The 25,538-nt window shown below is 71.2% G+C and carries 23 protein-coding genes; 16 read left to right on the plus strand and 7 right to left on the minus strand.

The window, feature by feature from the left end:
- The 4 genes from ACTIFU_RS11550 to ACTIFU_RS11565 form a co-directional block, all read left to right on the plus strand.
- Window positions 1-849: DinB/UmuC family translesion DNA polymerase (locus ACTIFU_RS11550; protein ID WP_439578458.1), on the plus strand; the 849-nt coding region annotated here is incomplete at its 5' end.
- A gap of 47 nt (window positions 850-896) precedes the next feature.
- Window positions 897-1,835 carry an NAD(+) diphosphatase gene (nudC, locus tag ACTIFU_RS11555; RefSeq protein ID WP_439578459.1) on the plus strand — a complete coding sequence of 313 codons (939 nt, stop codon included), beginning with the start codon at window positions 897-899 and terminating at the stop codon, window positions 1,833-1,835.
- Window positions 1,832-2,215 (plus strand): hypothetical protein, encoded by a 384-nt coding sequence (locus ACTIFU_RS11560; RefSeq protein ID WP_439578460.1) that lies wholly within the window; start codon window positions 1,832-1,834, stop codon window positions 2,213-2,215. Before nudC ends, ACTIFU_RS11560 begins: the two co-directional genes overlap by 4 nt.
- 406 nt (window positions 2,216-2,621) lie before the next feature.
- Entirely contained in the window at window positions 2,622-3,353 is a 732-nt protein-coding gene (locus ACTIFU_RS11565) for a response regulator transcription factor (RefSeq protein WP_439578461.1), read from the plus strand.
- 19 nt (window positions 3,354-3,372) lie between these two features.
- Here ACTIFU_RS11565 and ACTIFU_RS11570 read toward each other — a convergent pair whose 3' ends face one another.
- Together ACTIFU_RS11570 and ACTIFU_RS11575 are read right to left on the minus strand one after the other, a co-directional pair.
- Window positions 3,373-4,224 (minus strand): prephenate dehydratase, encoded by an 852-nt coding sequence (locus tag ACTIFU_RS11570; RefSeq protein ID WP_439578462.1) that lies wholly within the window; start codon window positions 4,222-4,224, stop codon window positions 3,373-3,375.
- Window positions 4,221-5,000 (minus strand): 3-deoxy-manno-octulosonate cytidylyltransferase, encoded by a 780-nt coding sequence (locus ACTIFU_RS11575; protein ID WP_439578463.1) that lies wholly within the window; start codon window positions 4,998-5,000, stop codon window positions 4,221-4,223. Before ACTIFU_RS11575 ends, ACTIFU_RS11570 begins: the two co-directional genes overlap by 4 nt.
- Before the next feature lie 55 nt (window positions 5,001-5,055).
- Here ACTIFU_RS11575 and ACTIFU_RS11580 point away from each other — a divergent pair, with 55 nt between their 5' ends.
- The 7 genes from ACTIFU_RS11580 to ACTIFU_RS11610 all read left to right on the plus strand — a co-directional run bounded on the left by ACTIFU_RS11580 (window position 5,056) and on the right by ACTIFU_RS11610 (window position 14,571).
- Entirely contained in the window at window positions 5,056-5,850 is a 795-nt protein-coding gene (locus ACTIFU_RS11580) for an inositol monophosphatase family protein (protein ID WP_439578464.1), read from the plus strand.
- A complete protein-coding gene (locus ACTIFU_RS11585; protein WP_439578465.1) occupies window positions 5,831-6,331 on the plus strand; it encodes a GNAT family N-acetyltransferase in 501 nt (166 codons plus the stop codon). Before ACTIFU_RS11580 ends, ACTIFU_RS11585 begins: the two co-directional genes overlap by 20 nt.
- Window positions 6,332-6,405: 74 nt before the next feature.
- On the plus strand, window positions 6,406-8,253 hold the full coding sequence (locus ACTIFU_RS11590) for an extracellular solute-binding protein (protein WP_439578466.1): 1,848 nt from the start codon (window positions 6,406-6,408) through the stop codon (window positions 8,251-8,253).
- 5 nt (window positions 8,254-8,258) lie between these two features.
- Window positions 8,259-9,362, plus strand: a complete 1,104-nt coding sequence (locus tag ACTIFU_RS11595) for a microcin C ABC transporter permease YejB (RefSeq protein ID WP_439578467.1) — start codon at window positions 8,259-8,261, stop codon at window positions 9,360-9,362.
- 58 nt (window positions 9,363-9,420) lie between these two features.
- Window positions 9,421-10,485 (plus strand): ABC transporter permease, encoded by a 1,065-nt coding sequence (locus tag ACTIFU_RS11600; protein WP_439578468.1) that lies wholly within the window; start codon window positions 9,421-9,423, stop codon window positions 10,483-10,485.
- A gap of 2 nt (window positions 10,486-10,487) precedes the next feature.
- Window positions 10,488-12,116, plus strand: a complete 1,629-nt coding sequence (locus ACTIFU_RS11605) for an ABC transporter ATP-binding protein (protein ID WP_439578469.1) — start codon at window positions 10,488-10,490, stop codon at window positions 12,114-12,116.
- A gap of 280 nt (window positions 12,117-12,396) precedes the next feature.
- Entirely contained in the window at window positions 12,397-14,571 is a 2,175-nt protein-coding gene (locus ACTIFU_RS11610; protein ID WP_439578470.1) for an ATP-binding protein, read from the plus strand.
- Here ACTIFU_RS11610 and mltA read toward each other — a convergent pair.
- Together mltA and ACTIFU_RS11620 are read right to left on the minus strand one after the other, a co-directional pair.
- Entirely contained in the window at window positions 14,517-15,809 is a 1,293-nt protein-coding gene (mltA, locus tag ACTIFU_RS11615) for a murein transglycosylase A (protein WP_439578471.1), read from the minus strand. The genes ACTIFU_RS11610 and mltA overlap by 55 nt on opposite strands.
- A 53-nt stretch (window positions 15,810-15,862) precedes the next feature.
- The gene (locus ACTIFU_RS11620) at window positions 15,863-16,546 is read right to left on the minus strand and encodes a Tim44/TimA family putative adaptor protein (RefSeq protein WP_439578472.1); all 684 of its coding nucleotides are present in this window, start codon (window positions 16,544-16,546) and stop codon (window positions 15,863-15,865) included.
- 116 nt (window positions 16,547-16,662) lie between these two features.
- Here ACTIFU_RS11620 and ACTIFU_RS11625 point away from each other — a divergent pair, with 116 nt between their 5' ends.
- Window positions 16,663-17,220, plus strand: a complete 558-nt coding sequence (locus ACTIFU_RS11625) for a histidine phosphatase family protein (protein WP_439578473.1) — start codon at window positions 16,663-16,665, stop codon at window positions 17,218-17,220.
- Window positions 17,221-17,227: 7 nt separating this feature from the next.
- On the opposite strand, the gene ACTIFU_RS11630 is transcribed toward ACTIFU_RS11625, so the two are convergent.
- On the minus strand, window positions 17,228-17,938 hold the full coding sequence (locus ACTIFU_RS11630) for a fumarylacetoacetate hydrolase family protein (protein ID WP_439578474.1): 711 nt from the start codon (window positions 17,936-17,938) through the stop codon (window positions 17,228-17,230).
- Between the two features lie 129 nt (window positions 17,939-18,067).
- Here ACTIFU_RS11630 and secB point away from each other — a divergent pair, with 129 nt between their 5' ends.
- The gene (secB, locus tag ACTIFU_RS11635; protein ID WP_439578475.1) at window positions 18,068-18,592 is read left to right on the plus strand and encodes a protein-export chaperone SecB; all 525 of its coding nucleotides are present in this window, start codon (window positions 18,068-18,070) and stop codon (window positions 18,590-18,592) included.
- Between the two features lie 6 nt (window positions 18,593-18,598).
- Here the strand turns inward: secB and ACTIFU_RS11640 are convergent, their stop codons facing one another.
- Window positions 18,599-19,762: an MFS transporter gene (locus tag ACTIFU_RS11640; RefSeq protein ID WP_439578476.1), complete on the minus strand. Its 1,164-nt coding sequence runs from the start codon at window positions 19,760-19,762 to the stop codon at window positions 18,599-18,601.
- A 133-nt stretch (window positions 19,763-19,895) separates the two neighbouring features.
- Between ACTIFU_RS11640 and ilvD the strand changes: the two genes are divergently transcribed.
- The 3 genes from ilvD (at window position 19,896) to ACTIFU_RS11655 (ending at window position 24,248) form a co-directional block, all read left to right on the plus strand.
- Window positions 19,896-21,788, plus strand: coding sequence for a dihydroxy-acid dehydratase (ilvD, locus tag ACTIFU_RS11645; RefSeq protein ID WP_439578477.1), 1,893 nt, complete (start codon window positions 19,896-19,898; stop codon window positions 21,786-21,788).
- Window positions 21,789-21,896: 108 nt separating this feature from the next.
- Complete coding sequence (locus tag ACTIFU_RS11650) at window positions 21,897-23,189, plus strand: esterase-like activity of phytase family protein (protein ID WP_439578478.1); 1,293 nt, start codon at window positions 21,897-21,899, stop codon at window positions 23,187-23,189.
- 87 nt (window positions 23,190-23,276) lie between these two features.
- The gene (locus ACTIFU_RS11655) at window positions 23,277-24,248 is read left to right on the plus strand and encodes a patatin-like phospholipase family protein (protein ID WP_439578479.1); all 972 of its coding nucleotides are present in this window, start codon (window positions 23,277-23,279) and stop codon (window positions 24,246-24,248) included.
- Between the two features lie 26 nt (window positions 24,249-24,274).
- Here ACTIFU_RS11655 and rlmN read toward each other — a convergent pair whose 3' ends face one another.
- On the minus strand, window positions 24,275-25,456 hold the full coding sequence (gene rlmN, locus ACTIFU_RS11660; protein ID WP_439578480.1) for a 23S rRNA (adenine(2503)-C(2))-methyltransferase RlmN: 1,182 nt from the start codon (window positions 25,454-25,456) through the stop codon (window positions 24,275-24,277).
- Window positions 25,457-25,538 lie beyond the last annotated feature (82 nt).

Consider the following 25,538-nt stretch of genomic DNA (forward strand, 5'->3'; position numbering starts at 1 on the left):
GACGAGGCGGTGCTCGATCTCTCCGGCACCGCGGCGCTGCACGGCGCGCCGCCCGCGGTGGTGCTGGCCCGGCTCGCGCGCGAGGTCGAGGCCAACCTGCGCGTGACGGTCTCGATCGGCCTCGCGCCCAACCGGATGCTCGCAAAGATGGCCGCCGAGCGCGACAAGCCGCGCGGCTTCGCGGTGATCGGGGCGAGCGAGGCGGCCTTGGTGCTCGCGCCGATGCCGGTCGGCGCGCTGCCCGGCATCGGCCCGAAGGCGGCGGCGCGGCTCACGGCCCAGGGATTTGCCACGCTCGGCGCGCTCGCGGCGCTGACCCCGGCCGAGGCGCTGCGGCGGCTCGGCGAGCATGGGCCGGAGCTCGCCGCGCTTGCCCGCGGCGAGGACCGTCGCGCCGTCGTGCCCGACCGGGCCGCGCGCAGCCTTTCGACCGAAACCACCTTCGAGACCGACCTTGCGGGACTGGCCGAGCTCGAAACCGCGCTCTGGCCGCTCGCCGAGAAGCTCGCCGCCCGGCTCAAGGCACAAGGGCTGGCAGCCGGCGGCGTTGTGCTGAAGCTGAAGACGTCGGGGTTCGTCGCGCGCACGCGCCACGCCAGGCTACCGGTACCGACCCAGCTCGCCGACACGCTGTTCGCTGCCGCCCGGCCCCTGCTGGCGAAGGAGGCGACGGGCACGCGCTTCCGCCTGATCGGCATCGGTGCCGAGCCGCTCGCGCCGGGCGAGAGTGCGGATCGCGGCGACCTCGCCGATCCGGATGCCCCGCGCCGCGTCGCGATGGACCGCGCGGTGGATGCGCTGCGCGCGAAGTTCGGCCGGGACGCCGTGCGGCGCGGCCGCGGGCTGTAGCCCGGATGGACGCGCGCCCGGGCGCATGGCACGGTCCGGCGCCGTCCATGATCCTTGCGCGCACGCCCAACGCCTACACACGCAGCCCGCTCGACCGCGCCTCCAACCGGCGCGACGACGCGGCCTTCATCGCCGCGCGGCTCGCCGACCCGGAGAGCCTGTTCGTGCCGGTCTGGCAGTCCAGGAGCCTGCTGCGCGGGGTCGAGGCGGGCGCGCCCGAGGCGGTGTTGCTGACGCTCGAGGCGGCAGTGGCGCTCGGCGTCGAGGCGCGACCGCATGCCCTGCTCGGGCTCTGGGGCGAGCGGGCGGTGTTCGCGCTCGACCTATCTTCCGAGGCGGACCCGCTGCCGGCGCTGGCCGGGTTCGGCGATGTCAGCTTCACCGACCTGCGCCAGGTGGCGGGGCTGCTGCCGCCGGCGGAGGCCTCGGTGCTCGCGCACGCACGCGGGCTGATGCACTGGCGCATGCGGCACCTGTTCTGCGGCGTGTGCGGCGCCACCTGTGCGCCACGCAGCGCCGGCAACGTGATGGTTTGCACCGGCTGCGGCGCGCAGCACTTTCCGCGCACCGATCCGGCGGTGATCATGCTGGTGACCTGCCGCGCGGGCGGCGAGGCGCGCGGTCTGCTCGCGCACTCGCACCGCTTCCCGCTGGTGAAGATGTACTCGACCCTCGCCGGTTTCGTGGAGCCGGGCGAGAGCCTGGAGGAGGCGGTCGCGCGCGAGGTGTTCGAGGAAGTGGGCGTGCGGGTGCGCGACGTGCGGTATCATTCGTCGCAGCCCTGGCCGTTCCCGTCCTCGATCATGCTCGGCTTCTATGCCGAGGCGGACGATCCGGCGCTGACGGTCGATCCGGAGGAGCTGAAGGACGCGCGGTGGTTCACGCGAGCGGAGATGCGGGACTTCGAGTCGCTCGGGCTCAGGCTGCCGCGGGCGGACAGCATCGCCCGACGGCTGATCGAGGACTGGCTGGAGGCAGCGCCGTGAAGCGACTCCCCGTGCTCGCCTTGCTTGCCATCGCAGCCTGCGCGTCCGAAGGCCCCTCGCTGCCGGCCCCAGAGGGCGTCGCCGAGACCGACCCGCGGGTCGTCGCGTGCCGCGAGCAGGCGCACGCCACCCCGGCGCGGCGCGAGATCGCCCGGCGCGCCGGCATCGGCCTGGACCAGCAGGAGATCACGCGGCAGGAAACGGCACGCGCCATCACCGCTGCCTACCACGGCTGCCTGCAGGAGGCCGGGTTTGCCCAGGCCGGCGGCGTGGAACCGGCGTTCCGTCCGGTGTGGCGCTGGACGCGGCCCGGCGCGCCGCTCCCCGAGCAAGGGGGAACGGTCGTGCCGCTCGCTCCCGCGGCGCCGACGGGGTACTGACCAGGCCGCGTCCTCTCACGTCTTTTCGTCAGGTCTGCGAGCCGCGTGATCGTTCGGTGCGCGGCCGCCGAGCTATGCAGATTAAGCGATTCAGAGTGGCGCTTACCGAATGGCTTGACGTTGATGGAGCATTGACGTTTCCTTGGTATTGTCCGCTGTCGCCTCCGATGGTCCCTCAACCCATCGACATCCTTGGACCTGTATCGCACCATGGGATGATGTCCAGCACGCGGTGGTCTGAGGCCATGAATACGATCATCTTGACCAACTTTAGACGCGACAAGCAGGGTCGCTCCACGCGCATTGGCTGTTGTGTCACTTTTAATACACGCTCCGGCCGCGCGCGCTCTTGCCTGCTACCACTGTAGGTAGTAAGTTCCCGTCAGCCTCAAGGAAGGGATGGGCCATGCGGGTACTCCTGGTTGAAGACGACGCACTCTCGGCGCGGACGATCGGCCTGATGCTGAAGTCGGCGCAGATCGTGGCTGACCACACCGCAACGGGCGAGGAGGCGATCGAGCTCCTCCGCACCTACGAGTATGACATCGTCATCCTCGACTTCATGCTGCCCGACATGAAGGGCGCGGACGTGATCCGCGAAATGCGGCGCATGAAGAATGCGACCCCGGTGCTTGTCCTGTCCGGGCTCAGCGACCAGCAGACCAAGATGCGATCCTTCGAGACCGGGGCCGATGACTACCTGGTCAAGCCATTCGACCGCGAGGAACTGCTCGCCCGGCTGCGCGCGATCGTGCGCCGCGCCAAGGGCTTCGCCGAACCCACGCTCCGGGTCGGGCCGATCGAGCTCCGCCTCGGCGCGCGTGAGGTCACCGTCAACGGCAAGCAGGTCCACCTCACCGGCAAGGAGTTCTCGATCCTTGAACTGCTCGTGCTCCGCCGCGGCATGGTGCTGAGCAAGGAGGCCTTCCTGAACCATCTCTACGGCGGCATGGACGAGCCCGAGATCAAGATCATCGACGTGTTCGTCTGCAAGCTGCGCAAGAAGTTGGCCGAGGCCTCGGGCGAGCAGCTGATCGGCACGGTCTGGGGCCGCGGCTATGTGCTGCGCGACGCCTCGTCCCAGAACGCCGCCCGTCCGGTAGCAACGCCCGCCGGCGCCGCCGTCGCCGCTGCCTGACCCTCGAAGCGGGGGACGCTCAGTCCCCCGCCTCGACCTGAAGCCGGTAGGGGTGCGCGGGATAGACCCCCAGCACCTTCGCCTCGCGCGAGAAGAACTGCAGCTCCTCCAGCGCCCGCCGCAGCGGCCCCTGCTCCGGGTGTCCCTCGACATCGCAGAGGAACTGGGTGGCCGTGAACGCGCCGCCGACCATGTAGCTCTCGAGCTTCGTCATGTTCACGCCGTTGGTGGCGAACCCGCCCAGCGCCTTGTAGAGGGCAGCCGGCACGTTGCGCACACGGAACACGAAGGTGGTCATCAGCCCCGGCTGGTCCGCCGGCGGGATCTGCCCGTCGCGCGCCATGACGTAGAACCGCGTGGTGTTGTGCGCCGCGTCCTCGACGTTGCGGCGCAGGATCGCGAGCCCATAGATCTCGGCGGCCAGTTCCGAGGCGATCGCGGCATCCTCCGGATTGTTCAGCCGCGCGACGAGCTGCGCCGAGCCGGCCGTGTCCGCCTCCACCACCGGCGCGAGCTTGAGCTCCTTCAGCACCGCGCGCACCTGGCCGAGCGCCACCGCGTGCGAATGCGCCCGTCGGATCGTTGCCAGCGTGGCGCCCTTGGGCGCGAGCAGGCAGTGCTCGACCCGCTGGAAATGCTCGGCGATCACGTGCAGCCCACTGTCCGGCAGCAGCCGATGGATATCGGGCACCCGGCCCGCGAGGCTGTTCTCGCAGGGCAGCATCGCCAGCCGCGCGCGGCCCTCGCGCACGGCCGCGATCGCGTCCTCGAAGGTGGTGCAGGGCAGCGTCGCCATCCCGGGATAGCCGCTGCGGCAGGCGAGGTCGGAATAGGCGCCGGGGACGCCCTGGAACGCGATCGTCTCGGTCATGCGGGCTGGGCTTCCAGGATGGCGCGCGCCCGGGCGAGATCCTCGGGCGTATCCACGCCGAACGGCGCGGTGTCGATCCGCGCGCAGAAGATGCGCATCCCCGCCTCGATCGCGCGCAGCTGTTCGAGGCGCTCGCGCAGCTCGAGCGGCGACGGCGGCAGGGCGACGAAGCCGGCCAGCGCCGCACGGCGCCAGGCATAGATGCCGATGTGGTGCCAGAGCGGCCCCTGGCCGGAGGGCACCGGCAGCCGAGAGAAATAGGGTGCGAGCGCGTAGCGCTGGCCCGCGGCGAACTGCACCGCGGCCTTGACGAAGTTCGGCGCGGTCGCCTCGCCGGCATCGCGGATCGGCGTCACCAGCGTGGCGATGTCGCAGGACGGGTCCGCCAGCGGCCCGAGCACCGTGCGGATCGCCGCCGGGTCGAGCGTCGGCAGGTCGCCCTGGAGGTTCACCACCACGTCGTGACGGCCCTCGGGGTCGAGCGTGCCGAGCGCCTGGAAGCAGCGGTCGCTCCCCGACGGCAGATCCGGATCGGTCAGCACCGCCGTTCCCCCGGCCGCCCGTACCGCCTCGGCGATCCCTGGCTCGGCGCAGGCCACCGCGACCGGCCCCACCCCCGCCGCCTCGGCCCGGCGCAGCACGTGCACCACCATCGGCACCCCCGCGATCGGCGCGAGCGGCTTGCCGGGCAGGCGCGAGGAGGCCATGCGGGCGGGGATCAGGACGATCGGGTTCAAGCGGGTCGCGGGGTTGAGCGGCGGGAACCGACGCTCCATGCTGCCCGGCCGCGCCGGGGTCAAGCCCGGCCCCTGCCGGAGGACCGTCAGCGCGATGCCCGGACTCGATGTCAACGCGGCGGTGCGCGCCGCCGAGCGCGCTGCCGATGCGGCCGCCGCCGCGATCCGCCCGTGGTTCCGCGCACGCCTCGCGATCGAACGCAAGGGCGACGAGAGCCCGGTCACCGCCGCCGACCGCGCCGCCGAGCAGGCGATGCGCGCGGTGCTGGCCGAGGCCTTCCCCGATCACGGCATTCTCGGCGAGGAGTTCGGCGAGGATCGGCCTGGCGCGGCCCTCCAATGGGTGCTCGACCCGATCGACGGCACCAAGAGCTTCGTCACCGGGCGGCCGACCTATGGCAGCCTGGTCGCCCTGCTCGCCGACGGCGTGCCGGTGCTCGGCGTGATGAGCCAGCCCTCGATCGGCGAGCGCTGGATCGGCATCAGGGGCCGGCCCACCACCTTCTTCTCGCCGATCGGCGGGCCGGCGGTGGCGCGCTGCCGGCCCTGCCCCGCGCTCGCCGAGGCCCAGCTCTCACTGACGACGCTCGACGTGTTCACCCCAGACACTCGCGCGCAGTGGGACCGGCTGGCGGCCCGCGTGGCCCAGGTCACCTGGGGCGGGGACTGCTACGCCCACGGCCTGCTCGCGCTCGGGCTGATCGATCTGGTGGCGGAAGCGACCTACAAGATCTGGGACTGGGCCGCGCTGGTGCCGATCGTCGAGGGCGCGGGCGGGGTGATCACCGACTGGTCCGGCCGCCCGCTCCGCCCGGGCGCGGACGGCTCGGTGCTGGCCGCCGGCGATGCCGCGCTGCACGCGGCCGCGCGTGACCTCCTTGCCGAGTGAGCTGCTGATCCGCGAGGCCGGTACCGGCGACTGGGGCCGCGTCGCCGAGCTGGTCTGGGCGCTCAATCTGTACGAACAGCCGATCACCGGCGACCGGCGGACCGACCGTGCCGCCGCCGTGCGCTACCTCGCCGGGATGCGCCGGCGCGTGCGCAGGACGCGCGGGCAGGTGCTCCTTGCCGGGCCGCCGGACAACGCCCTTGGCATGATCGCCTGGGGCGAGGAGTCCGATCCGGTCTTCGTCGCTCCGCCCTGGCGCCGCCGCGCGCAGGTGTTCGACCTGGTGGTCGCCGCAGCCGCCCGCCGCCGCGGCATCGGCACCGCGCTGCTGCGCGCGGTCGAGGCCGAGGCCACGGCGCGCGGCCTCTGCCGCCTCGCGATCGGCGTGCTCGCCGGCAACGACGCCGCCGAGGCGGCCTATCGCCGCTTCGGCTTCCGCCCCTACGCGACCGAGCTGATCAAGCCGCTGAACGAGGCTTGAGCGTGCACTCCCTTGCAGCGAGCGGCCCGCCGCGTGATCTACTGCCACGGGAGAGGATCGAGGGAGTGCTTCGCATGCGCCGTCGCACGGTTCTGGCCGGCACAGGGGCCGTCGCGCTGGGCATGGCCGCCGGATTGCCGTCCGCCCGCGCGGTCACGGTCGGGCGCAGCCACGCGCTGAGTCTGCTCGGCGAGCCCACCCTGCCGGCCGACTTCACCCACTTCCCCTATGTGAACCCCGACGCGCGCAAGGGCGGCGAAGTCGTCCAGCACGCGATCGGCAGCTACGACAGCTTCAACCCCTTCATCGTGCGCGGCGTCTCGGCGGCCGGGATCGGCCTGATCTGGATGACGCTGATGATGTCGAGCCAGGACGAGGCCTCGACCGAGTACTGCGACCTCGCCGAAACCGTCGAGGTCGGCCCCGACCGCACCTGGGTCGCCTTCGAGATCCGCCCCGAGGCGGTCTGGCATGACGGCACGCCGATCACCGCCGAGGACGCGAGGTGGACCTTCGAGACTCTGCGCGAGCACGGCCGTCCGTTCTTCCGTGCCTATTGGGGGGACGTCGTCCAGGTGCTCACCGAGGGGCCCAGGCGGGTGGTGTTCCGCTTCCGCGACGCCAACAACCGCGAACTGCCCTTGATCCTCGGCCAGATGTTCGTGCTGCCGAAGCACTGGTGGGAGAGCCGCGACTTCACCCGCCCGATCCTGGAGCCGCCGCTCGGCTCCGGCCCCTACCGGCTCGAGAGTTTCGACGCCGGGCGCACGCTCACCTATCGCCGGGTCGAGACCTGGTGGGGCGAGCGGCTGCCGACGCGGCGCGGCAGCAGCAATTTCGACCTGCTGCGGATCGAGTACTTCCGCGATGCGACGGTCGCCTTCGAGGCGTTCAAGGCCGGGCAGATCGACTTCCGCCAGGAGAACGTCGCGCGCGAATGGGCGACCGGCTACGACTTTCCCGCGCGCCGGCGCGGCCTGGTGAAGCTCGATGAGATCCCGCACGAGCTTCCTACCGGCATGCAGGCCTTCGCCTTCAACCTCCGTCGCGAGCTGTTCCAGGACCGCCGCGTGCGCGAGGCGCTGATGCTCGCCTTCGACTTCGAGTGGTCGAACGCCAATCTGTTCTTCGGCGCCTATGCGCGCACGAAGTCCTACTTCTCCAATTCCGAGCTTGCCTCCTCCGGCCTGCCGCAGGGCGAGGAGCTCGCCATCCTCGAACGCTACCGCGGCCGCGTTCCCGACCAGGTGTTCGACCGCGAGTTCACCCTGCCGGTCACTGACGGCTCGGGCAACAACCGCGAGCAGCTCCGCCGGTCGTTGGAGCTGCTCCAGGAAGCCGGCTGGCGCATCGTCAACCGCCGGCTGGTGAACGCGCGCAACCAGGCCTTCAGCTTCGAGATGCTGCTCTCCTCGCCGACCTTCGAGCGCGTGGCCCTGCCCTACGCCCAGACCTTGCAGCGTCTCGGCATCGAGATGCGTGTACGCACCGTCGATACCGCGCAGTACCAGGCGCGCACCGACGCCTTCGACTTCGACATGACCGTCGAGGTGTTCGGCCAGTCGCTCTCGCCCGGCAACGAGCAGCGCGACTACTGGACCTGCGCGCGCGCGCGCGAGCCGGGCAGCCGCAACACGATCGGCATCTGCGACCCGGTGATCGACGAGCTGGTCGAGCTCGTGATCAACGCCGCCGATCGCGAGACCCTGATCACCCGCACCCGCGCGCTCGACCGCGTGCTGCTCTGGGGCCACTACGTTGTGCCGCACTGGCACAGCCGCAGCTTCCGGGTCGCCTACTGGGACCAGTTCGTCCGCCCGGAGAAGGCGCCGCGCTATGGCCTTGGCTTCACCACCTGGTGGGTCGACCCAGTCAAGGCCGAACGCGTCAACGCGGAGCGACGCCGCGGCCGGCCGACCTAGCCCCGATGGGCGCCTATATCCTCCGCCGGCTGCTGCTGGTCATTCCGACCCTGTTCGGGATCATCCTGATCAACTTCATCGTCGTGCAGTTCGCGCCCGGCGGGCCGGTCGAGCAGATGATCGCCGAGATCCGCGGCCAGACGGGCATCGGCGCACCGCTCGAGCGCATCACCGGCGGCGGCCAGGAGACCGTCGCGCCGGGACCCGGCGTCATGGATGCCGGCGAGAGCCGCTACCGCGGCGCGCGCGGCCTCGACCCCGAGATCATCGCCGAGATCGAGCGCATGTTCGGCTTCGACCGGCCGGCGCACGAGCGCTTCTTCAAGATGATCGGCAGCTACCTCACCTTCGATTTCGGACGCAGCTTCTTCCAGGACCGCACCGTCGTCGAACTGCTGCTCGACAAGATGCCGGTCTCGATCAGCCTCGGCCTCTGGACCACGCTGCTGGTCTATCTCATCTCCATCCCGCTCGGCATCCGCAAGGCGGTGCGCGACGGCTCGCGCTTCGACCTCTGGACCTCGGCGGTGGTGCTGGTCGGCTACGCGATCCCAGGCTTCCTGTTCGCGATCCTGCTGGTCGTGCTGTTCGCCGGCGGCTCGTTCTTCCAGATCTTCCCGCTGCGCGGCCTGACCAGCCCCGATTGGGAGCACCTCTCGCTGCTCGCCAAGATCGCCGACTACTTCTGGCACATCTGCCTGCCGGTGACGGCCATGGTGATCGGCGGCTTCGCCGGGCTGACCATGCTGACCAAGAACTCGTTCCTGGACGAGATCAACAAGCAGTACGTCATCACCGCGCGCGCCAAGGGGGCGGCCGAGAACCGCGTGCTCTACGGCCACGTGTTCCGCAACGCGATGCTGATCATCATCGCTGGCTTCCCCTCCGCCTTCATCGGCATCCTGTTCACCGGCGCGCTGCTGGTCGAGATCATCTTCTCGCTCGACGGGCTCGGGCTGCTGGGATTCGAGGCGGCGATCCGGCGCGACTACCCGGTGATGTTCGGCACGCTCTACCTGTTCACCCTGCTCGGCCTCGTCATGCAGATCATCGGCGATCTCATGTACACCGTCGTCGATCCCCGCATCGATTTCGAGGCGCGGCGGTGACAGCACGAGACAACAATCGGGGGGGGCCTGAGGCCCCTCCCGCGCCCACCCCCGTGACATGACACCGCTGACGCGTCGCCGCCTCGCGAACTTCCGCGCCAACAAGCGCGGCTGGTGGTCGCTCTGGATCTTCGCCGTGCTGTTCGCCTTCGCGCTCTGCGCCGAGCTGATCGCCAATGACCGGCCGATCGTCGTGCGCTACGACGGCGAGTGGTTCTTCCCCGTGCTGTTCGACTACGCCGAGACTGATTTCGGCGGCGACTTCCCCACCTCGGCCGACTACCACGATCCGTTCCTGAAGGAGCAGATCGCCGAGAAGGGCTGGGCCGTATGGCCGGCCATTCCGTATTCGTACCAGTCTGTCGTGCGCAACCTGCCGGTGCCCGCGCCCGTGCCGCCGACCTGGCTGCTGCCGGCGGACGTGATCGGACCCGACACGCCCTACAACATCCTCGGCACCGACGACCAGGCGCGCGACGTCGCCGCGCGCGTGATCTACGGCTTCCGCATCTCGGTGCTGTTCGGCTTCACGCTCACCATCGTCTCCTCGATCATCGGCGTCGCGGCGGGGGCGGTGCAGGGCTTCTACGGCGGCTGGCTCGACCTGATCTTCCAGCGCTTCATCGAGGTCTGGTCGGGCATGCCGCAGCTCTACATGCTGATCATCCTCGCTTCGGTGATCGAACCGTCGTTCTGGGTGCTGCTGATCTTCCTGCTGCTGTTCTCCTGGATGGGCCTCGTCGGCGTGGTGCGCGCCGAATTCTTGCGCGGGCGGAACTTCGACTATGTGCGCGCGGCCAAGGCGCTCGGCGTCTCCGACGCGCAGGTGATGTTCCGTCACATCCTGCCCAACGCGATGGTCGCCACGCTGACCTTCCTGCCCTTCATCCTGTCGGGCAGCGTGACGATCCTCGCCAGCCTCGACTTCCTCGGCTTCGGCCTACCGCCCGGCTCGCCCTCGCTCGGCGAGCTCGTCCAGCAGGGCAAGAACAACCTCCAGGCGCCCTGGCTCGGCATCACCGCCTTCATCGTGCTCGCGACCATCCTCACGCTGCTGATCTTCGTCGGCGAGGCGGTGCGCGATGCCTTCGATCCCAGGAAACTTCCTGGCGGGGGGCGGTGAGCATGGCACTGCTCGAGGTCGGCAATCTCGGAGTGACCTTCGGCGCCGGCGCGCGCCAGGTGGTGGCGGTCGAGGGCGCGAACTTCACGCTCGATCGCGGCGAGACCCTCGCGCTGGTCGGCGAGTCCGGCTCGGGCAAGTCCGTCACCGCGCTCTCGGTGCTCCAGCTCCTGCCCTATCCGATCGCGCGGCACACGCCCGGCAGCTCGGTGGTGCTCGACGGACGCGAGATGATCGGCGCCGACCCCGACACCTTGCGCGCGGCGCGCGGCGGCATCGCCGGGATGATCTTCCAGGAGCCGATGACCAGCCTCAACCCGCTGCACACGATCGAGAAGCAGATCACCGAGGCGGTGCTGCTGCATCGGCCGATGACGCGCGAGCAGGCGCGCACGCGCGCGATCGAGTGCCTGACCACGGCCGGCTTCCCCGACGCCGAGGCGCGGCTCGGTGCCTATCCGCATCAGCTCTCCGGCGGGCAGCGCCAGCGCGTGATGATCGCCATGGCGCTTGCGAATGATCCCGCGCTGCTGATCGCCGACGAGCCCACCACCGCACTCGACGTCACCATCCAGGCGCAGATCCTGAAGCTGCTTGCGGAACTGAAGCAGCGCCTCGGCATGGCGATGCTGCTGATCAGCCATGACCTCACGATCGTGCGCCGCTACGCCGATACCGTGTGCGTGATGAACCGCGGCCGGATCGTCGAGCAGGGTCCGGTCACGCGCGTGTTCGAGGACCCGAGGCACGACTACACGAAGATGCTGCTCGGCGCGCAGCCGCGCGGCAAGCCCGAGCCGGTTGCGGCCGACGCCCCCGAAGTCATGGCGGGCGACGAGGTGAAGGTGCATTTCCCGATCCGCCGCGGCTTCCTCCGCCGCACCGTCGGCCACATCAGGGCGTGCGACGGCATCACCGTGCGCGTGCGCGAGGGCGAGACGGTCGGGCTGGTCGGCGAGTCCGGCTCCGGCAAGTCGACCATGGGACTCGCGCTCCTGCGGCTCGTGCCCGAGGCAGACGGACCCGTGCGCTTCGAGGGGCGCGATGTCGTCGGCCTCGATCGCGGCGCGCTCAGGCCGCTGCGGCGGCGGATGCAGATCGTGTTCCAGGACCCGTTCGGCAGCCTGAGCCCGCGCATGAGCATCGGCGAGATTGTCGGCGAGGGGCTCGCCGTGCACGAACGCGGACTCGACCGGGCCGAGCGGCTCTCGATGGTGGCGCAGGCGCTTGAGGAGGTGGGGCTCGATCCGGCCTGGGTGGACCGTTACCCGCACGAGTTCTCCGGCGGACAGCGCCAGCGCATCGCGATCGCCCGCGCGCTCGTGCTGAAGCCGCGCTTCGTGGTGCTCGACGAGCCGACCAGCGCGCTCGACATGAGCGTGCAGGCGCAGATTGTCGAGCTCTTGCGCGAGCTCCAGGCGCGGCACCGGCTCGCCTATCTGTTCATCAGCCATGACCTGAAGGTCGTGCGCGCGCTCGCCCACCATGTCGTCGTGCTGAAGGACGGCCGCGTGGTCGAGCAGGGACCGGCCGAGGCGGTGATGGACGCGCCGCAGCAGCCCTACACGCGCGCGCTGATGGCCGCCGCCTTCGAGCTCAAGGCGGACGAAAGCGGCATCGTCCGCCGATAGCGCCCGCCGGAACCGCACCACGGAAACATTTGGCGGACACCCACGGCCGCGCTACTATCTTTGCGGGAAAGAGTGTCCGGCTACTCTACTTTCCGTAGATTGCCCGGCTCCCCACTGGAGCGCGCCATGGGATCTCGGGCCGTCCGTCTCGCCGAAGCCGTACCAGCCGCAGGCCCGCGTGGGCAGGCACCCGGTCCGGTGCCGATGGGCCCCCTGCGCCGGGGGGCGATCGCGGCGATGGAACCGGGCCGCGTCTCTCCTCGGCGCTGAGGCTGGAGCGATGCGGCTCAGCACCGTCGTCGGGGCGCTGCTGGCGATAAGCGGCGCGTCGATGCTCGCCGTTGCCGGCACCACCGTGGCGCTGACCGGCAAGGCGGCGGCCGTCAGCCGCCAGCTCGACTCGTACCGCGCCGATCTGCAGGACCTGATCGCGATCCACGTCGCGCTGACGCGCGTGCGCAGCCTCCCGCCGCAGACGATCGCCCTGGCCCAGGCAAGCTTCGACCGTCTGGGCCAAGCAGACCCGGAGACGGGGCGGTGGGCCACGGCCGGCCTGCTGCGCGCGCTGCGCGAGGCGATCGCCCAGGCCGACAGCGACGGCGCCGGCGCAGCCGCCGTCGTCCCGGCGGACGCGATGGCGCGGCTCCGCCTGGATGCGCTCGGGGTGATCTCGGCGATCTCGGTGCTCCAGGACGCCGCGAGCCAGGAGCACGATGCGGCACAAGATCGGCTCACGCTGTTCCTGCTGGCCGCCGGCCTCGGACTGGCGACGATCCTGGCGCTCACCGGCCTCGCCGCGCATCGCATGATCGTGCGGCCGATCCGCAGCCTTGTCGCCACGCCGGACCCGGAGCGCCTGCTCGCCGTCGGCGGCCGCCGGCCGATGCCGGTCGACGAGATTGAGCAGACCCTGCGCCGGATCGTCGCGCTCGCCGAGGGGAGGCGCGCCGAGGACCAGCGCTACCGCCATCTGGTCGAGTTCCTGCCGGTCGGCGTCATCGAGACCACACCCGAGGGCGAGATCGTCTCGACCAACCCTGCTTGGCGGCGGATCTACCGGTTCGGTCCGGACCACCCGTCCGAAGGCCTCGACATCGCCACGCTGCACCTCGATCCGGGCCTGCGGGCGCGGCGGGTCGAGGCCCTCCTGGCCGGCAAGCCGATCGGCGGGGTCGAGACGGAGATGCGCCGACGCGACGGCAGCACGTTCTGGTGCGAGATGCACGCCAGCGCGGTGCCGGACCCGCAGACCGGCCGGATCCGCATCCGCGGCGTGCACATCGACGTCTCCGAGCGGCACCTTCTCGAGAGCCAGTTGCACCGGGCGCAGAAGCTGGAGGCGGTCGGCCAGTTGACCGGCGGCGTGGCGCATGACTTCAACAACCTGCTGACCGTGGTGCTCGGCAACGCCGACTCGCTGGTTGAGGCGCTGGGGGCCGAACCCGCGCTGCGCCGGCTTGCCGAAATGATTCTGCATGCCGCGCAGCGCGGCGCGGAGCTGACCGGCAGCCTGCTCGCCTTCGCGCGCAAGCAGCCGCTCGAACCGGTGCCGACCGACCTGAACGCCCTGCTCACACGCATCGAGGGGCTCCTGCGGCGGAGCCTCGGCGAGCATGTCGAGCTCGACCTGCATCGCGCGCACACCGCCTGGCGGGCGATGGTCGATCCCGCGCAGCTGGAGAGCGCCGTGCTGAACCTCTGCGTCAACGCGCGCGACGCCATGCCCCGGGGCGGGCGCATCACCATCGAGACCGCGGACGTGCTGCTCGACGAGGACGTCGCCGCGCGCGACGAGGAAGTCGCGCCGGGCCCGTACGTGATGCTGGCGGTCTCCGATACCGGCATGGGCATGACCCCGGAGGTGCTCGCCCGCGCGGTCGACCCCTTCTTCACCACCAAGCAGCAGGGCAAGGGCACCGGCCTTGGGCTCAGCATGGTCTGGGGCTTCGTGAAGCAGTCGCGCGGCCATCTGAAGATCTACTCGGAGCAGGGGCACGGCACGACCGTGAAGCTCTATCTGCCGCGCGCGGAACCGCAGGACGGAACCGCCGCCGCCCCGGCCGTCGCAGCCTCAGTACGTGGCGGAAACGAAACAATCCTGCTGGTGGAGGACGATGCGCTGGTGCGCGAGCACGTCTCAGGCCAGCTCCGATCCCTCGGCTACCGCGTGCTGTCCGCGCCCGACGGCCCCGGCGCGCTGGATGTGCTCGAGCATGACCTGTCGGTCGACCTTCTGTTCACCGACGTGGTGATGCCGGGCGGGATGAACGGGCGCGAACTCGCCGCCCTCGGCCAGACATGCCGTCCCGGGCTCAGGGTGCTGTACACGTCGGGCTACACGGAGAATGCGATCGTCCATCACGGACGGCTCGACCCCGGGGTGCCGCTGCTGAACAAACCCTATCGGCGCGACGAACTCGCCGCGCGGGTCCGCTCGGCGCTCGACGGTGACTGATCCGGCGCTTCGGCGAGACTGGCCAGTTCCGCCGGGAGCAGCAGCCACCACACGCCACGCTCGCGCATCCGGCCCGCCGGCTCCGCTGCCGCCTCGCCCCAGCCCCAGAACAGGTCGCCGCGCACGGGGCCCCGGATCGCTCCGCCCACGTCCTGTGCCAGCACCACGCGGCGCAACGGCAGCTGCGTGGTCGGATCGCGGGTGTCGATCCAGAGCGGGATGCCGAGCGGAACGTGCACGTGGTCGACTGCGATCGAGCGGCCGGGCGTCAGCGGCGCGCCGAACGCACCGGGAGGGCCCTCGTCGGGGTTCAGGCCGCGGATCTCGCGGAAGAACACGAAGGACGGGTTCTGCTGCATGACCGCGCGCGCCTCCGCGGGATTGGCGCGGAGCCAGGCGCGGATCGACTGCATGCTCACCTGATCGAGCGTCATCGCGCCGCGCTCGACCAGCACTCGGCCGATCGGCACGTAGGGATGGCCGTTCTGGGCGGCGAAGCCGACGCGCGCGAGCCCGCCTTCGGCAAGCCGCACCCGGCCCGAGCCCTGGACATGCAGGAAGAACGCGTCGATCGCGTCATCGAGCCAGAGCAGCTCGAGGCGGCGACGCTCCAGCGCGCCGCCCTCGATCTCCGCCCGGCTGGCGTACGGCACGAGCCGGCCGTCACGCAGCTGTCCCGCCGTACGCCGGCCGGCGAGCTCCGGGACGAAGTCGCCGAGATCGACCGCGATCAGGTCGGGTGGGCGCTGCAGCAGCGGCACCTGCTCGGCGCCGCGGCGGCGCCGGCTGCCGGTAAGCTCCGGCTCGAAATAGCCGGTGAAGGTGCCGTAGGGATCGGCCGGCTGGGTGACGGCGTTCGAGGCCAGCCAGGGCCGGAAGCGGGCTTCGAAGAAGGCGCGCGCGGCGTCATGGTCGCCCGGCGGGATCGCCTGCGCCTCCTGGCAGAGCGGCAGCCAGTCGGACACCCTTCCGGCCCGCTGCGCCGCCGCCTCGCCACCGCCCAGCGGGCGGTCGGCCGGCATGCTGCGCAGGCGCGCGCAGGTCTCGGCGAAGGCCGGCAGCGCCTCGGCGTGACGGTCCTCCGCCCAGCCGGGCAGGGTGGCGAACCGCGCCGGCTGCAGCCCCAACCGGTCGGGCGGCCCGGCCGGCTGGGGCACGGGCACGGCTACGCAGCCGCCGAGGGCGATCAGGCAGGCGGCCGCGATGCTGCGGCGCAGTTTCACGCGGATCGGTTGCACCGAAACCCGGACCTGACGGTAGGACGATGGTGAAGGCGTGGCGCGGGCGGCCACTATTCCGATCGCGTGCCGACCAGCAGCCAAGTCGGGTCGGCCGAGTTCAGGTCGCGCGCGAAGGACCAGACGTCCACCGTCTCGGTCACGGCCTCGCCGCCGGCGGTGACGGTGCCGTCGGCCCCGTAGGTCATGTTGATCTGGTCGGAGACGAAACGCGCGCCGATCGTCGCCACCGTCCCCCGCAGATCGACCTCGAGGATCGAGCTCTCGCGCAGTGCCACGAGTTCGGTGCGCTGTCGTTCGCCGGCCTGCTCGCGCGCGGTGATCGCGCCCTCGAAATCGCGGAACACCTCGGGTGACAGCAGGGTCTGAAGCGTCTGCCGGTCGCCGCGCGCGAATGCCTCGACGATCATCGCGAACGCACCCTCGGCGCCCATCAGGAAGCCTGCGGGATCGAACTCGGGATCGATCTGGCGGATTCGGGCCAGAACCTGCCCTGCCGGGCTGGCCGGATCAGGCAGTCCGCGCTTCGGCCCGGGGCCGCCGAGCTGCGGCACCACTGCCTCCTCGGCCCGCGTGTCGATCGTGCGCGCCGCCTCCTCGCCCGCACCGGTCGGTTCGACGGGGGTTGGCGGGCGCTCGTAGCCGGTGCGCCGGCCGAGAATGCTGCGCAGCCGAAGCACCAGGAACGCCGCGACCATCCCGAACAGGATCAGGTCGATCGGAAAGCCGCCGCTCATTGGAGTTCGTCGCCCCTCATCTTTCGTGACATAGGGGACAGGGTGCGGAATCACAAGCGAGACTCGGTCCCGCTCCCTGGCTTGCGACGGCGCCCCGGCCCGGCTAAGCGCGGGCCATGATCCTGCTGCGCCATGGCCAGTCCGAGTTCAACGCCGCCTTCACCCTGAGCCGCGTCGATCCCGGCATCGCCGACCCGCGGCTCACGGAGCTCGGCCGTGCACAGGCGCGTGAGGCCGCGCAGGCGCTCAAGGGCGAGCGGCTCGCGCGCATCATCGCCAGCCCCTACACGCGCGCGCTGGAGACCGCGGCGATCGTCGCCGGCGCGCTCGACCTGCCGGTCGTCGTCAACCCGATCGTGCGTGAGCGCTGCGCCTTCACCTGCGACATCGGCACGCCCGCGACCGAGCTCGCCCGGCGCTGGCCTGATCTCGACTTCAGTACCATCGACGAGGTGTGGTGGCCGGCGCTGACCGAGAGCGAGGCCGAGATCGAGGCGCGCGCCGCCGCCTTCCGCGCCGAGATGGCGGCCATTCCGGACTGGTCCGACACGCTGGTGGTCAGCCACTGGGGCTTCATCCTGGCGATGACCGGCGTGCGGATGCAGAACGCGCAATGGCGGCGCTGCGACCCGACTGCGCCGGGGCCCGCCGCTGTCCCCTGGGTGATCGGCTGAGCGCGGCTCAGGCGGCTGCGCGCGCATCCTCGGCGGCGTAGGCGACCGTCAGGTCGCCGACGCCATCGACGTGGCCCTCCAGCCGGTCGCCGGGCTGCACCGCGCCGACGCCGGCCGGCGTGCCGGTCATGATGAGATCGCCGGGAGCCAGCGCAACGAGCCGCGAGAGACAGGCGATCGTCTCGGGTACGGACCAGATCTGCTGGGTGAGGTCACCCTGCTGACGGACCGTGCCGTTCACCTTCACCCAGATCGCCCCCTTCGCCGGATGGCCGATCCGCGCGGCCGGCACGACGGGGGTGATCGGACAGGACCGGTCGAACGCCTTGGCGATCTCCCACGGCCGGGCGAGCTTCTTCGCCTCCGCCTGGCGGTCGCGCCGGGTCATGTCGAGCCCGACGGCGTAGCCGAACACGTGATCGAGCGCCGCCGCCTCGGCGATCGCCGCGCCGCCTCGGCCGATCGCGACCACGAGCTCGATCTCATGGTGCAGGTCCTCGGTCGCCGGCGGGAACGGGATGGTCGCCCCCGAGAGTACGATCGCATCCGCGGGCTTGGCGAAGAAGAACGGTGGCTCGCGGTTGGGGTCGTGGCCCATCTCGCGCGCGTGCTCGGCATAGTTGCGGCCGACGCACCAGATCCGCCGCACCGGGAACAGCGTGTCGGCGCCGGCGACGGGGATGGCGGGAATGGGCGGGGGGTCGATCGCGTAGGCCACGGGGCACCTCGCTGGTCTGAAGGGGCGGGCGGCTGCTAGGCCCGGCGCGACGGACCGTCAAGGCCTCCGCGCTTGCCGCTCCTGGCCCCGCGTGGTAGCCGGCGCGCGCAAACCGCGAAAGGCGAGACGATGAACGAGACGACCGGCAACGGCAACGGGAAGGTCGGCGGCGACGGCCAGGCGGGTGCCACCCCGCCGGGGCTGCTCGTGAACCTCCAGTACGTGAAGGACCTCTCCTTCGAGGTGCCAGGCGCGCCCGACATCTTCGTGCAGATGAAGCAGCAGCCCGAGGTGGCGATCAACCTGGACGTGAATGCGCGCCAGGTCGCCCAGGGCAGCTTCGAGGTCGTGCTGTCGATCCGCGCCGAGGCCAAGAGCGCGGGCAAGGCGGCGTTCATCGCCGAGCTCGACTACGCCGGCATCTTCACCCTGAACAACATCCCGCAGGAGCTGGTCGAGCCGGTGCTGCTGGTCGAGGCGCCGCGGCTCCTGTTCCCGTTCGCGCGCAACATCGTCGCGGAGGTGACGCGCGAGGGCGGCTTCCCGCCGGTGATGCTCCAGCCGATCGATTTCCTCGCGCTGTGGCAGAGCCGCAAGCAGCAGCAGGCGGGCGGGGCCGATCCGGCCGCGCCGCCGCCGGTGGCGAACGCCTGAGCCTGTTCAGGCGCGCGCACCCGCGCGTCGGTCGCTCGCGGCCAGGACCGCCACCGCCGCCATTCCCATGGCCGCACCACCGAACAGCGCGCGGTAGCCGACCAGCGGCAGCAACACCCCGACCACGCCCGCCCCCAGCGCCAGGCCCACGAACAGGCAGAACGCGAAGGCCGCCATCCCTGTCGAGCGGCTCTCGGGCAGCATCTCCGATCCGCGCGCCTGCAGCACGCCGTGGAACGAGCCGACCGAGAATCCGCCCACGAAGTTCGCCGCCGCCACCACCGCAAGCGGCGGGCTGAGCGCGATCCCGCCGAGCCAGACCACCAAGCCTGCCCCACCGCCGATCAGCAGGCCGCGCTCGCCGAAGCGGCGCACCAGCCAGCCGGCGATCCGCGTGTAGAGCAGCGCGCCGAGCCCCGCCGCGCCAAGCAGCAGCCCCGCGCCGGTGAAGTCCAGCCCGTAGCCCTCGACCAGGAAGGCGCCGATGAAGGGTGGCGCGCCGAACGCGAGCGCGCCCTCGAGCCCGACCAGCGCAAGCAGCCGCCGCGCCGATGCGCGGCGGAGCAGCATCGCGTAGCGGGCGAGCGCGCTGGCCCCGGGGCCGTGCACGACCGGCGCGGTGCGCGCGGCCTCGCGCCAGAGCGGCACCGCAGCGACCAGCGACGCGCTCCCCAGCAGGCCGAAGACCGGCCGCCAGCCAACCCAGTCGCCGGCGATCCCGGCGAGCGGCGCCGTGATCAGATTCGAGAGCACCATGCCCGTCATGAAGCGGCCGAGCGTCGCCTGGCGGGTCGCATAGGTCGTGGCATCGCCGATCAGGGCGATCGCGACCGGAATGAGCCCGCCGGCGAAGGCCCCCGCCACCGCGCGCGCGGCCGTCAGCCCGCCGAGCGAGGGGGCGAACGCGGAGGCGAGCGTCGCCGCGCCGTAGAGCGCCATGCAGCCCGCGATCAGCCGGAGCTTGCCGAGCCGGTCACCGAGCGGGCCGAGCACCGGCTGGGCGAGCCCGTAGGCCAGGGTGAACCCCGCCACCACCGGCGCGGCGGCGGCGACCGAGGCGCCGAACCGGCCGGCGATCAGCGCGAGCAGCGGGTCGGCTACGCGGATCCCGGCCCCGGAAAGGAAGCCCGTCAGAATCAGGATCGGAAGGGGCAGCGCATGCGGCGTCACGCGCGCGACAATCGCCCGTCACGCTGCGCTGCGAAAGACCCGGCCCTGCCGACATCACTGAACTGACGCGGCCGAAGGTTTCGCCGCCCTGCCGCGCTTGTTATGTCTGGCCGGTCACGTCCAGGAAGATCCCATGCCCCAGTACCGCTCCCGCACCACCACCCATGGTCGCAACATGGCCGGCGCCCGCGGCCTGTGGCGCGCCACCGGCATGCGCGACGAGGATTTCGGCAAGCCGATCATCGCGATCGCCAACTCCTTCACCCAGTTCGTGCCGGGCCACGTGCACCTGAAGGATCTCGGCCAGCTGGTCGCGCGCGCGATCGAGGCTGCCGGCGGGGTGGCGAAGGAGTTCAACACCATCGCGGTCGATGACGGGATCGCCATGGGCCATGACGGCATGCTCTACAGCCTGCCCTCGCGCGAGCTGATCGCCGATGCGGTCGAGTACATGGTGAACGCGCACTGCGCCGATGCGCTGGTGTGCATCTCGAACTGCGACAAGATCACGCCCGGGATGCTGATGGCGGCGATGCGCCTGAACATCCCGACCGTGTTCGTCTCCGGCGGGCCGATGGAGGCCGGCAAGGTGATCCATCGCGGCGAGACGCGCGCGGTGGATCTGATCGACGCCATGATCGTCGCCGCCGACAGTTCGGTCACCGACGAGGAGGTGGCCGTCATCGAGCGCTCGGCGTGTCCGACCTGCGGGTCCTGCTCGGGCATGTTCACCGCGAACTCGATGAACTGCCTGGCCGAGGCGCTGGGGCTCGCGCTGCCCGGCAACGGCACCGTGCTGGCGACCCATGCCGACCGCAAGCGTCTGTTCCTCGAGGCCGGGCGACGGATCGTCGAGATCACCCGCCGCTGGTACGAGACCGAAGATGCCTCCGTGCTGCCGCGTGCGGTCGCGTCCTTCGCCGCCTTCGAGAACGCGATGACGCTCGACATCGCCATGGGCGGCTCGACCAACACGGTGCTGCACCTGCTGGCGGCGGCGCAGGAGGGCGGGGTCGACTTCACCATGGCCGATATCGACCGACTGTCGCGCCGCGTGCCGGTGCTGTGCAAGGTGGCCCCCTCGGTCGCCAACGTGCATGTCGAGGACGTCCACCGCGCGGGCGGCATCATGGCGATTCTCGGCGAGCTCGACCGCGCCGGCCTGCTCGACACCTCGGTCAGCCGCGTCGATGCGCCCACGCTCGCCGAGGCGCTGGAGCAGTGGGACGTGCGCCGGACCGCAACGGAAACGGTGCAGCACTTCTATCGCGCCGCCCCGGGCGGCATCCCCACCACCGTCGCGTTCAGCCAGGAGAGCCGCTGGAAGGCACTGGACCTCGACCGGGCAGGCGGCGTCATCCGTGACGTCGATCACGCCTTCTCGGCCGATGGCGGGCTCGCGGTGCTCTACGGCAACCTCGCCGAGGAGGGCTGCATCGTGAAGACCGCCGGGGTGGATGCGAGCATCCTGACCTTCACCGGTCCCGCGCGCGTGTTCGAGAGCCAGGAGGCCGCCGTCGCCGGCATCCTCGGCGGGCAGGTCGTGCCGGGCGACGTGGTCGTGGTGCGCTACGAGGGGCCGAAGGGCGGGCCCGGCATGCAGGAGATGCTGTATCCGACCAGCTATCTGAAGTCGAAGGGGCTCGGGAAGGTCTGCGCGCTGATCACCGACGGGCGGTTCTCGGGCGGCAGTTCCGGACTCTCGCTCGGCCACATCTCGCCCGAGGCAGCCGTGGGCGGCGCGATCGGGCTCGTTGAGGACGGCGATCGGATCGAGATCGACATTCCCGCGCGCACGATCAGGCTCGCGGTCTCCGACGCGGAGCTTGCGCAACGGCGTGCGGCGATGGAGGCGCGCGGCGAGGCGGCGTGGCAGCCGACCAACCGGGCGCGCGCGGTCTCGGCGGCGCTGCAGGCCTATGCGGCGCTGACCACCAGCGCCTCGCGCGGCGCCGTGCGGGACGTGGGCCAGATCCGCCGCGGCGCACGGCAGGCGCGGCGCGGCGCGGCGCAGGCGACCGAGTAGCGCGCAAGGCGGCGGACGCACGACGACCGCGCAAACTGTCACGGAACCGTCGTTGAACGCGTCCCGCGTCGGCGCGAGGCTCCTGTTCCCCTCGCCCTGGAGCCCTTCATGCGCGTCCTTGCCGCCGCCCTTGCCCTGCTCGCCGCCCCGGCCATCGCCGCCCCGCAGATCATCACGCTCGAGCCCGCGACTCCGCTGACGCTCGGCAGCGTCGCCTTCGAGGGCGGGCGGTCGATCACCTTCTCGATCGGCATCGGCAGCGGGGCGTTCCGTGGCCGGCATGACGCATCCGACCTGGTGTGGACGGTCTCGGATCGCGGCCCGAACATCGCCTGCTCGCAGGCGCTCGCGATCACCGGGGTGCCGCGCGAGCGGATCTGTGCGGCCGCGAATGCCGGCCGGATCTATCCGATCCCCGCCTATGCGCCGACGATCTACGGGCTCAGGCTCGATCCCGAGCGCGGCGTGTTCCACGTCGTCGACGCGATCGCGCTGAAGACGGCCGACGGCCGGCCGATCGACGGCCTGCTCAACCCGCTGACGGTTGCGACCACCGAAATCCCGCTGGACGCCCGCGGGCGCGCGCTGGCGCAGAACGCCTCGGCGGTGGATGCGGAGGGGATCGTGCGGCTCGCGGACGGGACGTTCTGGATCGGCGAGGAGAACGCGCCCTCGATCCTGCACGTCGCGGCCGACGGACGGATCCTGCTGCGGATCGTCCCGGCGGGCACCGGGGCGGACTTCGCCGGCGCGGGCTATCCCGTGTTCGAAGGGCTGCCCGCGATCCTGGCGAAGCGCTTCACCAACCGCGGCATCGAGAGCATGGCGGTCAGCCCCGACGAGCGGTTCCTCTACACCATCCTGCAGAACCCGCTCGCGAACCCGGATGCGCGCGCCTACCAGCAGGCCAAGAACACGCGGCTCCTGAAGATCGAGCGGACGAGCCTGCGCGTGGTCGGCCAGTACGTCTATCAGCTCGACGATCCGCAGAGCTTCCGCAAGGACCCGTCGAACCGGCAGTCCGATCCGCGCATCAGCGAATTGACCGCGCTCGGCACCGACCGGCTGCTGGTGCTGGAGCGCACCGAGGGCACGACCAAGCTCTACGAGGTCGATCTCTCGGCCGGGGCGACCAACATCCTCGGCGCGCGCTGGGACGACCCGGCGACGCGCCCGACGCTCGAGCAGTCGAACGATCTCGCCGGCGCCGGCATCACGCCGCTCGGCAAGCGGCTGGTGTTCGACAGCGCGGACCATCCGCAGGCGCCGACCAAGCTCGAAGGCGTCGCGGTGCTGCCGGACGGGGCGCTGTTCCTGATCAACGACGACGATTTCGGCATCACCGGCGAGCGCACGGTCGGGCTGATCGTGCGCGGGCTCGACATCCGCATCACGGATTGACGGCGCCGATCCCCAGCGCGCGCGGGGCAGAAGGCGGGCGCGGCATCCGCTACTGTCGGCCCCCGGCGGCATGGGCGGGGGATGGCGATGTCAGGGACTGTGCCGGTTGCGCCGAGGAGGGTGGGCCTTGCGCTCGGCAGCGGCTCGGCGCGCGGGCTTGCGCATTTCGGCGTGCTGCGGGCGATCGAGGAGGCCGGCATCGCGGTTGACGTGATCGCCGGCACCAGCATCGGCGCGCTGATCGGCGCGGTCCATGCCGCCGGCAGGCTCGACACCCTGGCGGCAACCTTCCGAGCGCTGGACTGGCCGCGGATGGTGGCGTTCTTCGACGTGGTGCTGCCCAAGTCCGGGCTGATCGACGGCACGCGGATCGCGGCCATGGTCCGCGAACATATCCCGTCCGCGACGATTGAGGCGCTGTCCAGGCCCTACGCCGCCGTGGCGACCGACCTCGCGACCGGCGAGGAGGTCGTGATCAGCAGCGGGGACGTGATCGAGGCGGTGCGCGCGAGCATCTCGGTCCCCGGCATCTTCACCCCGGTGCGCCGGAACGGCCGGATCCTGGTGGATGGCGGGCTGGTCAATCCGGTGCCCGTCGCGGTCGCGCGCGCGCTTGGCGCCGACGTGGTGATCGCGGTCGATCTCAACCACGGCATCGTCGTCGGCAAGAACCTGACGGCCTGGCGGTCGCCGCGGGTTTCCGGCGCGGCGATGAGGAGTCCAGGCTGGGCGCGCAGCCTCCAGCAGGGGGTGCGCGACGTCACGAACCGACTGCTCGCCCGGGATCTGCCGGCCGTGGCGCGGCTCGCGCGCTGGTCAGCCGCGGAACCGATGCCGAGCATCTTCGAGGTCCTGCTGGCCTCGATCAACATCATGGAGACCACGATCACCGAGGCGCGCCTGACGCAGGACCGGCCCGAGATCCTGATCCGGCCGCCGCTCGGGCACATCCGGTTCCTCGACTTCGACCGGGCCGAGGAGATCATCGAGATCGGCTATCGCAGCGCGGTCGCGCACCTTGCGGAGGTCCCTGCTCCCCACCCGCCGGACCCGCCATGACGAGGCAGCGCCTCGGCGGCGCCGCCCTACGCCGCGGCCGCCTTGCGCGCGCGATCGCTCGCGGTCCTCAGCTGCCCGCAGGCGGCGAGAATGTCGCGCCCGCGCGGGCTGCGGACCGGGCTCGCGTAGCCGGCCGCCATGACGATCTCGGCGAAGCGGCGGATCGTGTTGCCCGAGGAGGTCTCGAAGCGCGAGCCCGGCCAGGGATTGAACGGGATCAGGTTGACCTTGGCCGGGATGCCGCGGATCAGGCGGACGAGCTCGCGCGCATCGGCTTCGCTGTCGTTCACGCCCTTCAGCATCACATACTCGAAGGTGATGCGCCGCGCGTTCGACGCCCCCGGATAGCGCCGGCACGCCTCCATCAGCATCGCCAGCGGATACTTCCGGTTCAGCGGCACCAGTTCGTCGCGCAGGTCGTCGCGCACCGCATGCAGGCTGACCGCGAGATTGACGCCAAGCTCGGCGCCGCAGCGGTCCATCATCGGCACCACGCCGGAGGTCGAGAGCGTGATGCGCCGGCGCGACAGCCCGATCCCCTCGCCGTCCATCGCGATGCGCATCGCCAGCGCGACGTTCTCGTAGTTGTAGAGCGGCTCGCCCATGCCCATCAGCACGATGTTGGAGAGCAGCCGCGGCGCCTCGCCCTTCGGGCTCGGCCACTCGCCATAGGCGTCGCGCGCGGCCATGAACTGGCCGACGATCTCGGCAGCGCCCAGGTTGCGCACCAGCTTCTGCGTGCCGGTGTGGCAGAATCGGCAGGTCAGCGTGCAGCCGACCTGCGAGGAGATGCAGACCGAGCCGCGATCCACCTCGCGGTCGGGGATGTAGACCGTCTCGGCCTCCTGGCCGTCGCGGAAGCGGAACAGCCACTTGCGCGTGCCGTCCTCGGAGATCTGCTCGGTTTTCGTCTCGGGCCGGCCGATCACGAAATGCTCCGCAAGCCGCGCCTGCATCGGCTTGGCGATCGTGCTCATGCGCGCGAAGTCGCGCTCACCCTGGTGATAGATCCAGTGCCAGAGCTGCTTGGTGCGCAGCGTCGCCTCGCGCGCGTCGGCGCACGCGACCAGCAGCGCCTCCGCCAACGCCTCGCGCGACATGCCGACAAGCTCGCGCCGCCCGTCCGGCAGCACCGCCGGCGGCGGTGCGAACAAGGCCGCTTTCGCCTCGATCCGCGCTGCCTCCGAGGCGGTGAGCGCCTCGGTCATCTGCACGCGTCCGAGATCGCCCGGTACGCCGCCGAGAACCCCATCAGGCTGAACGTGTCGGTGACCGTGCCGCCGCGCGGAC

It is taken from the genome of Elioraea sp. (assembly GCF_051860475.1).
Classification (GTDB): Bacteria; Pseudomonadota; Alphaproteobacteria; order Acetobacterales; family Acetobacteraceae; genus Elioraea.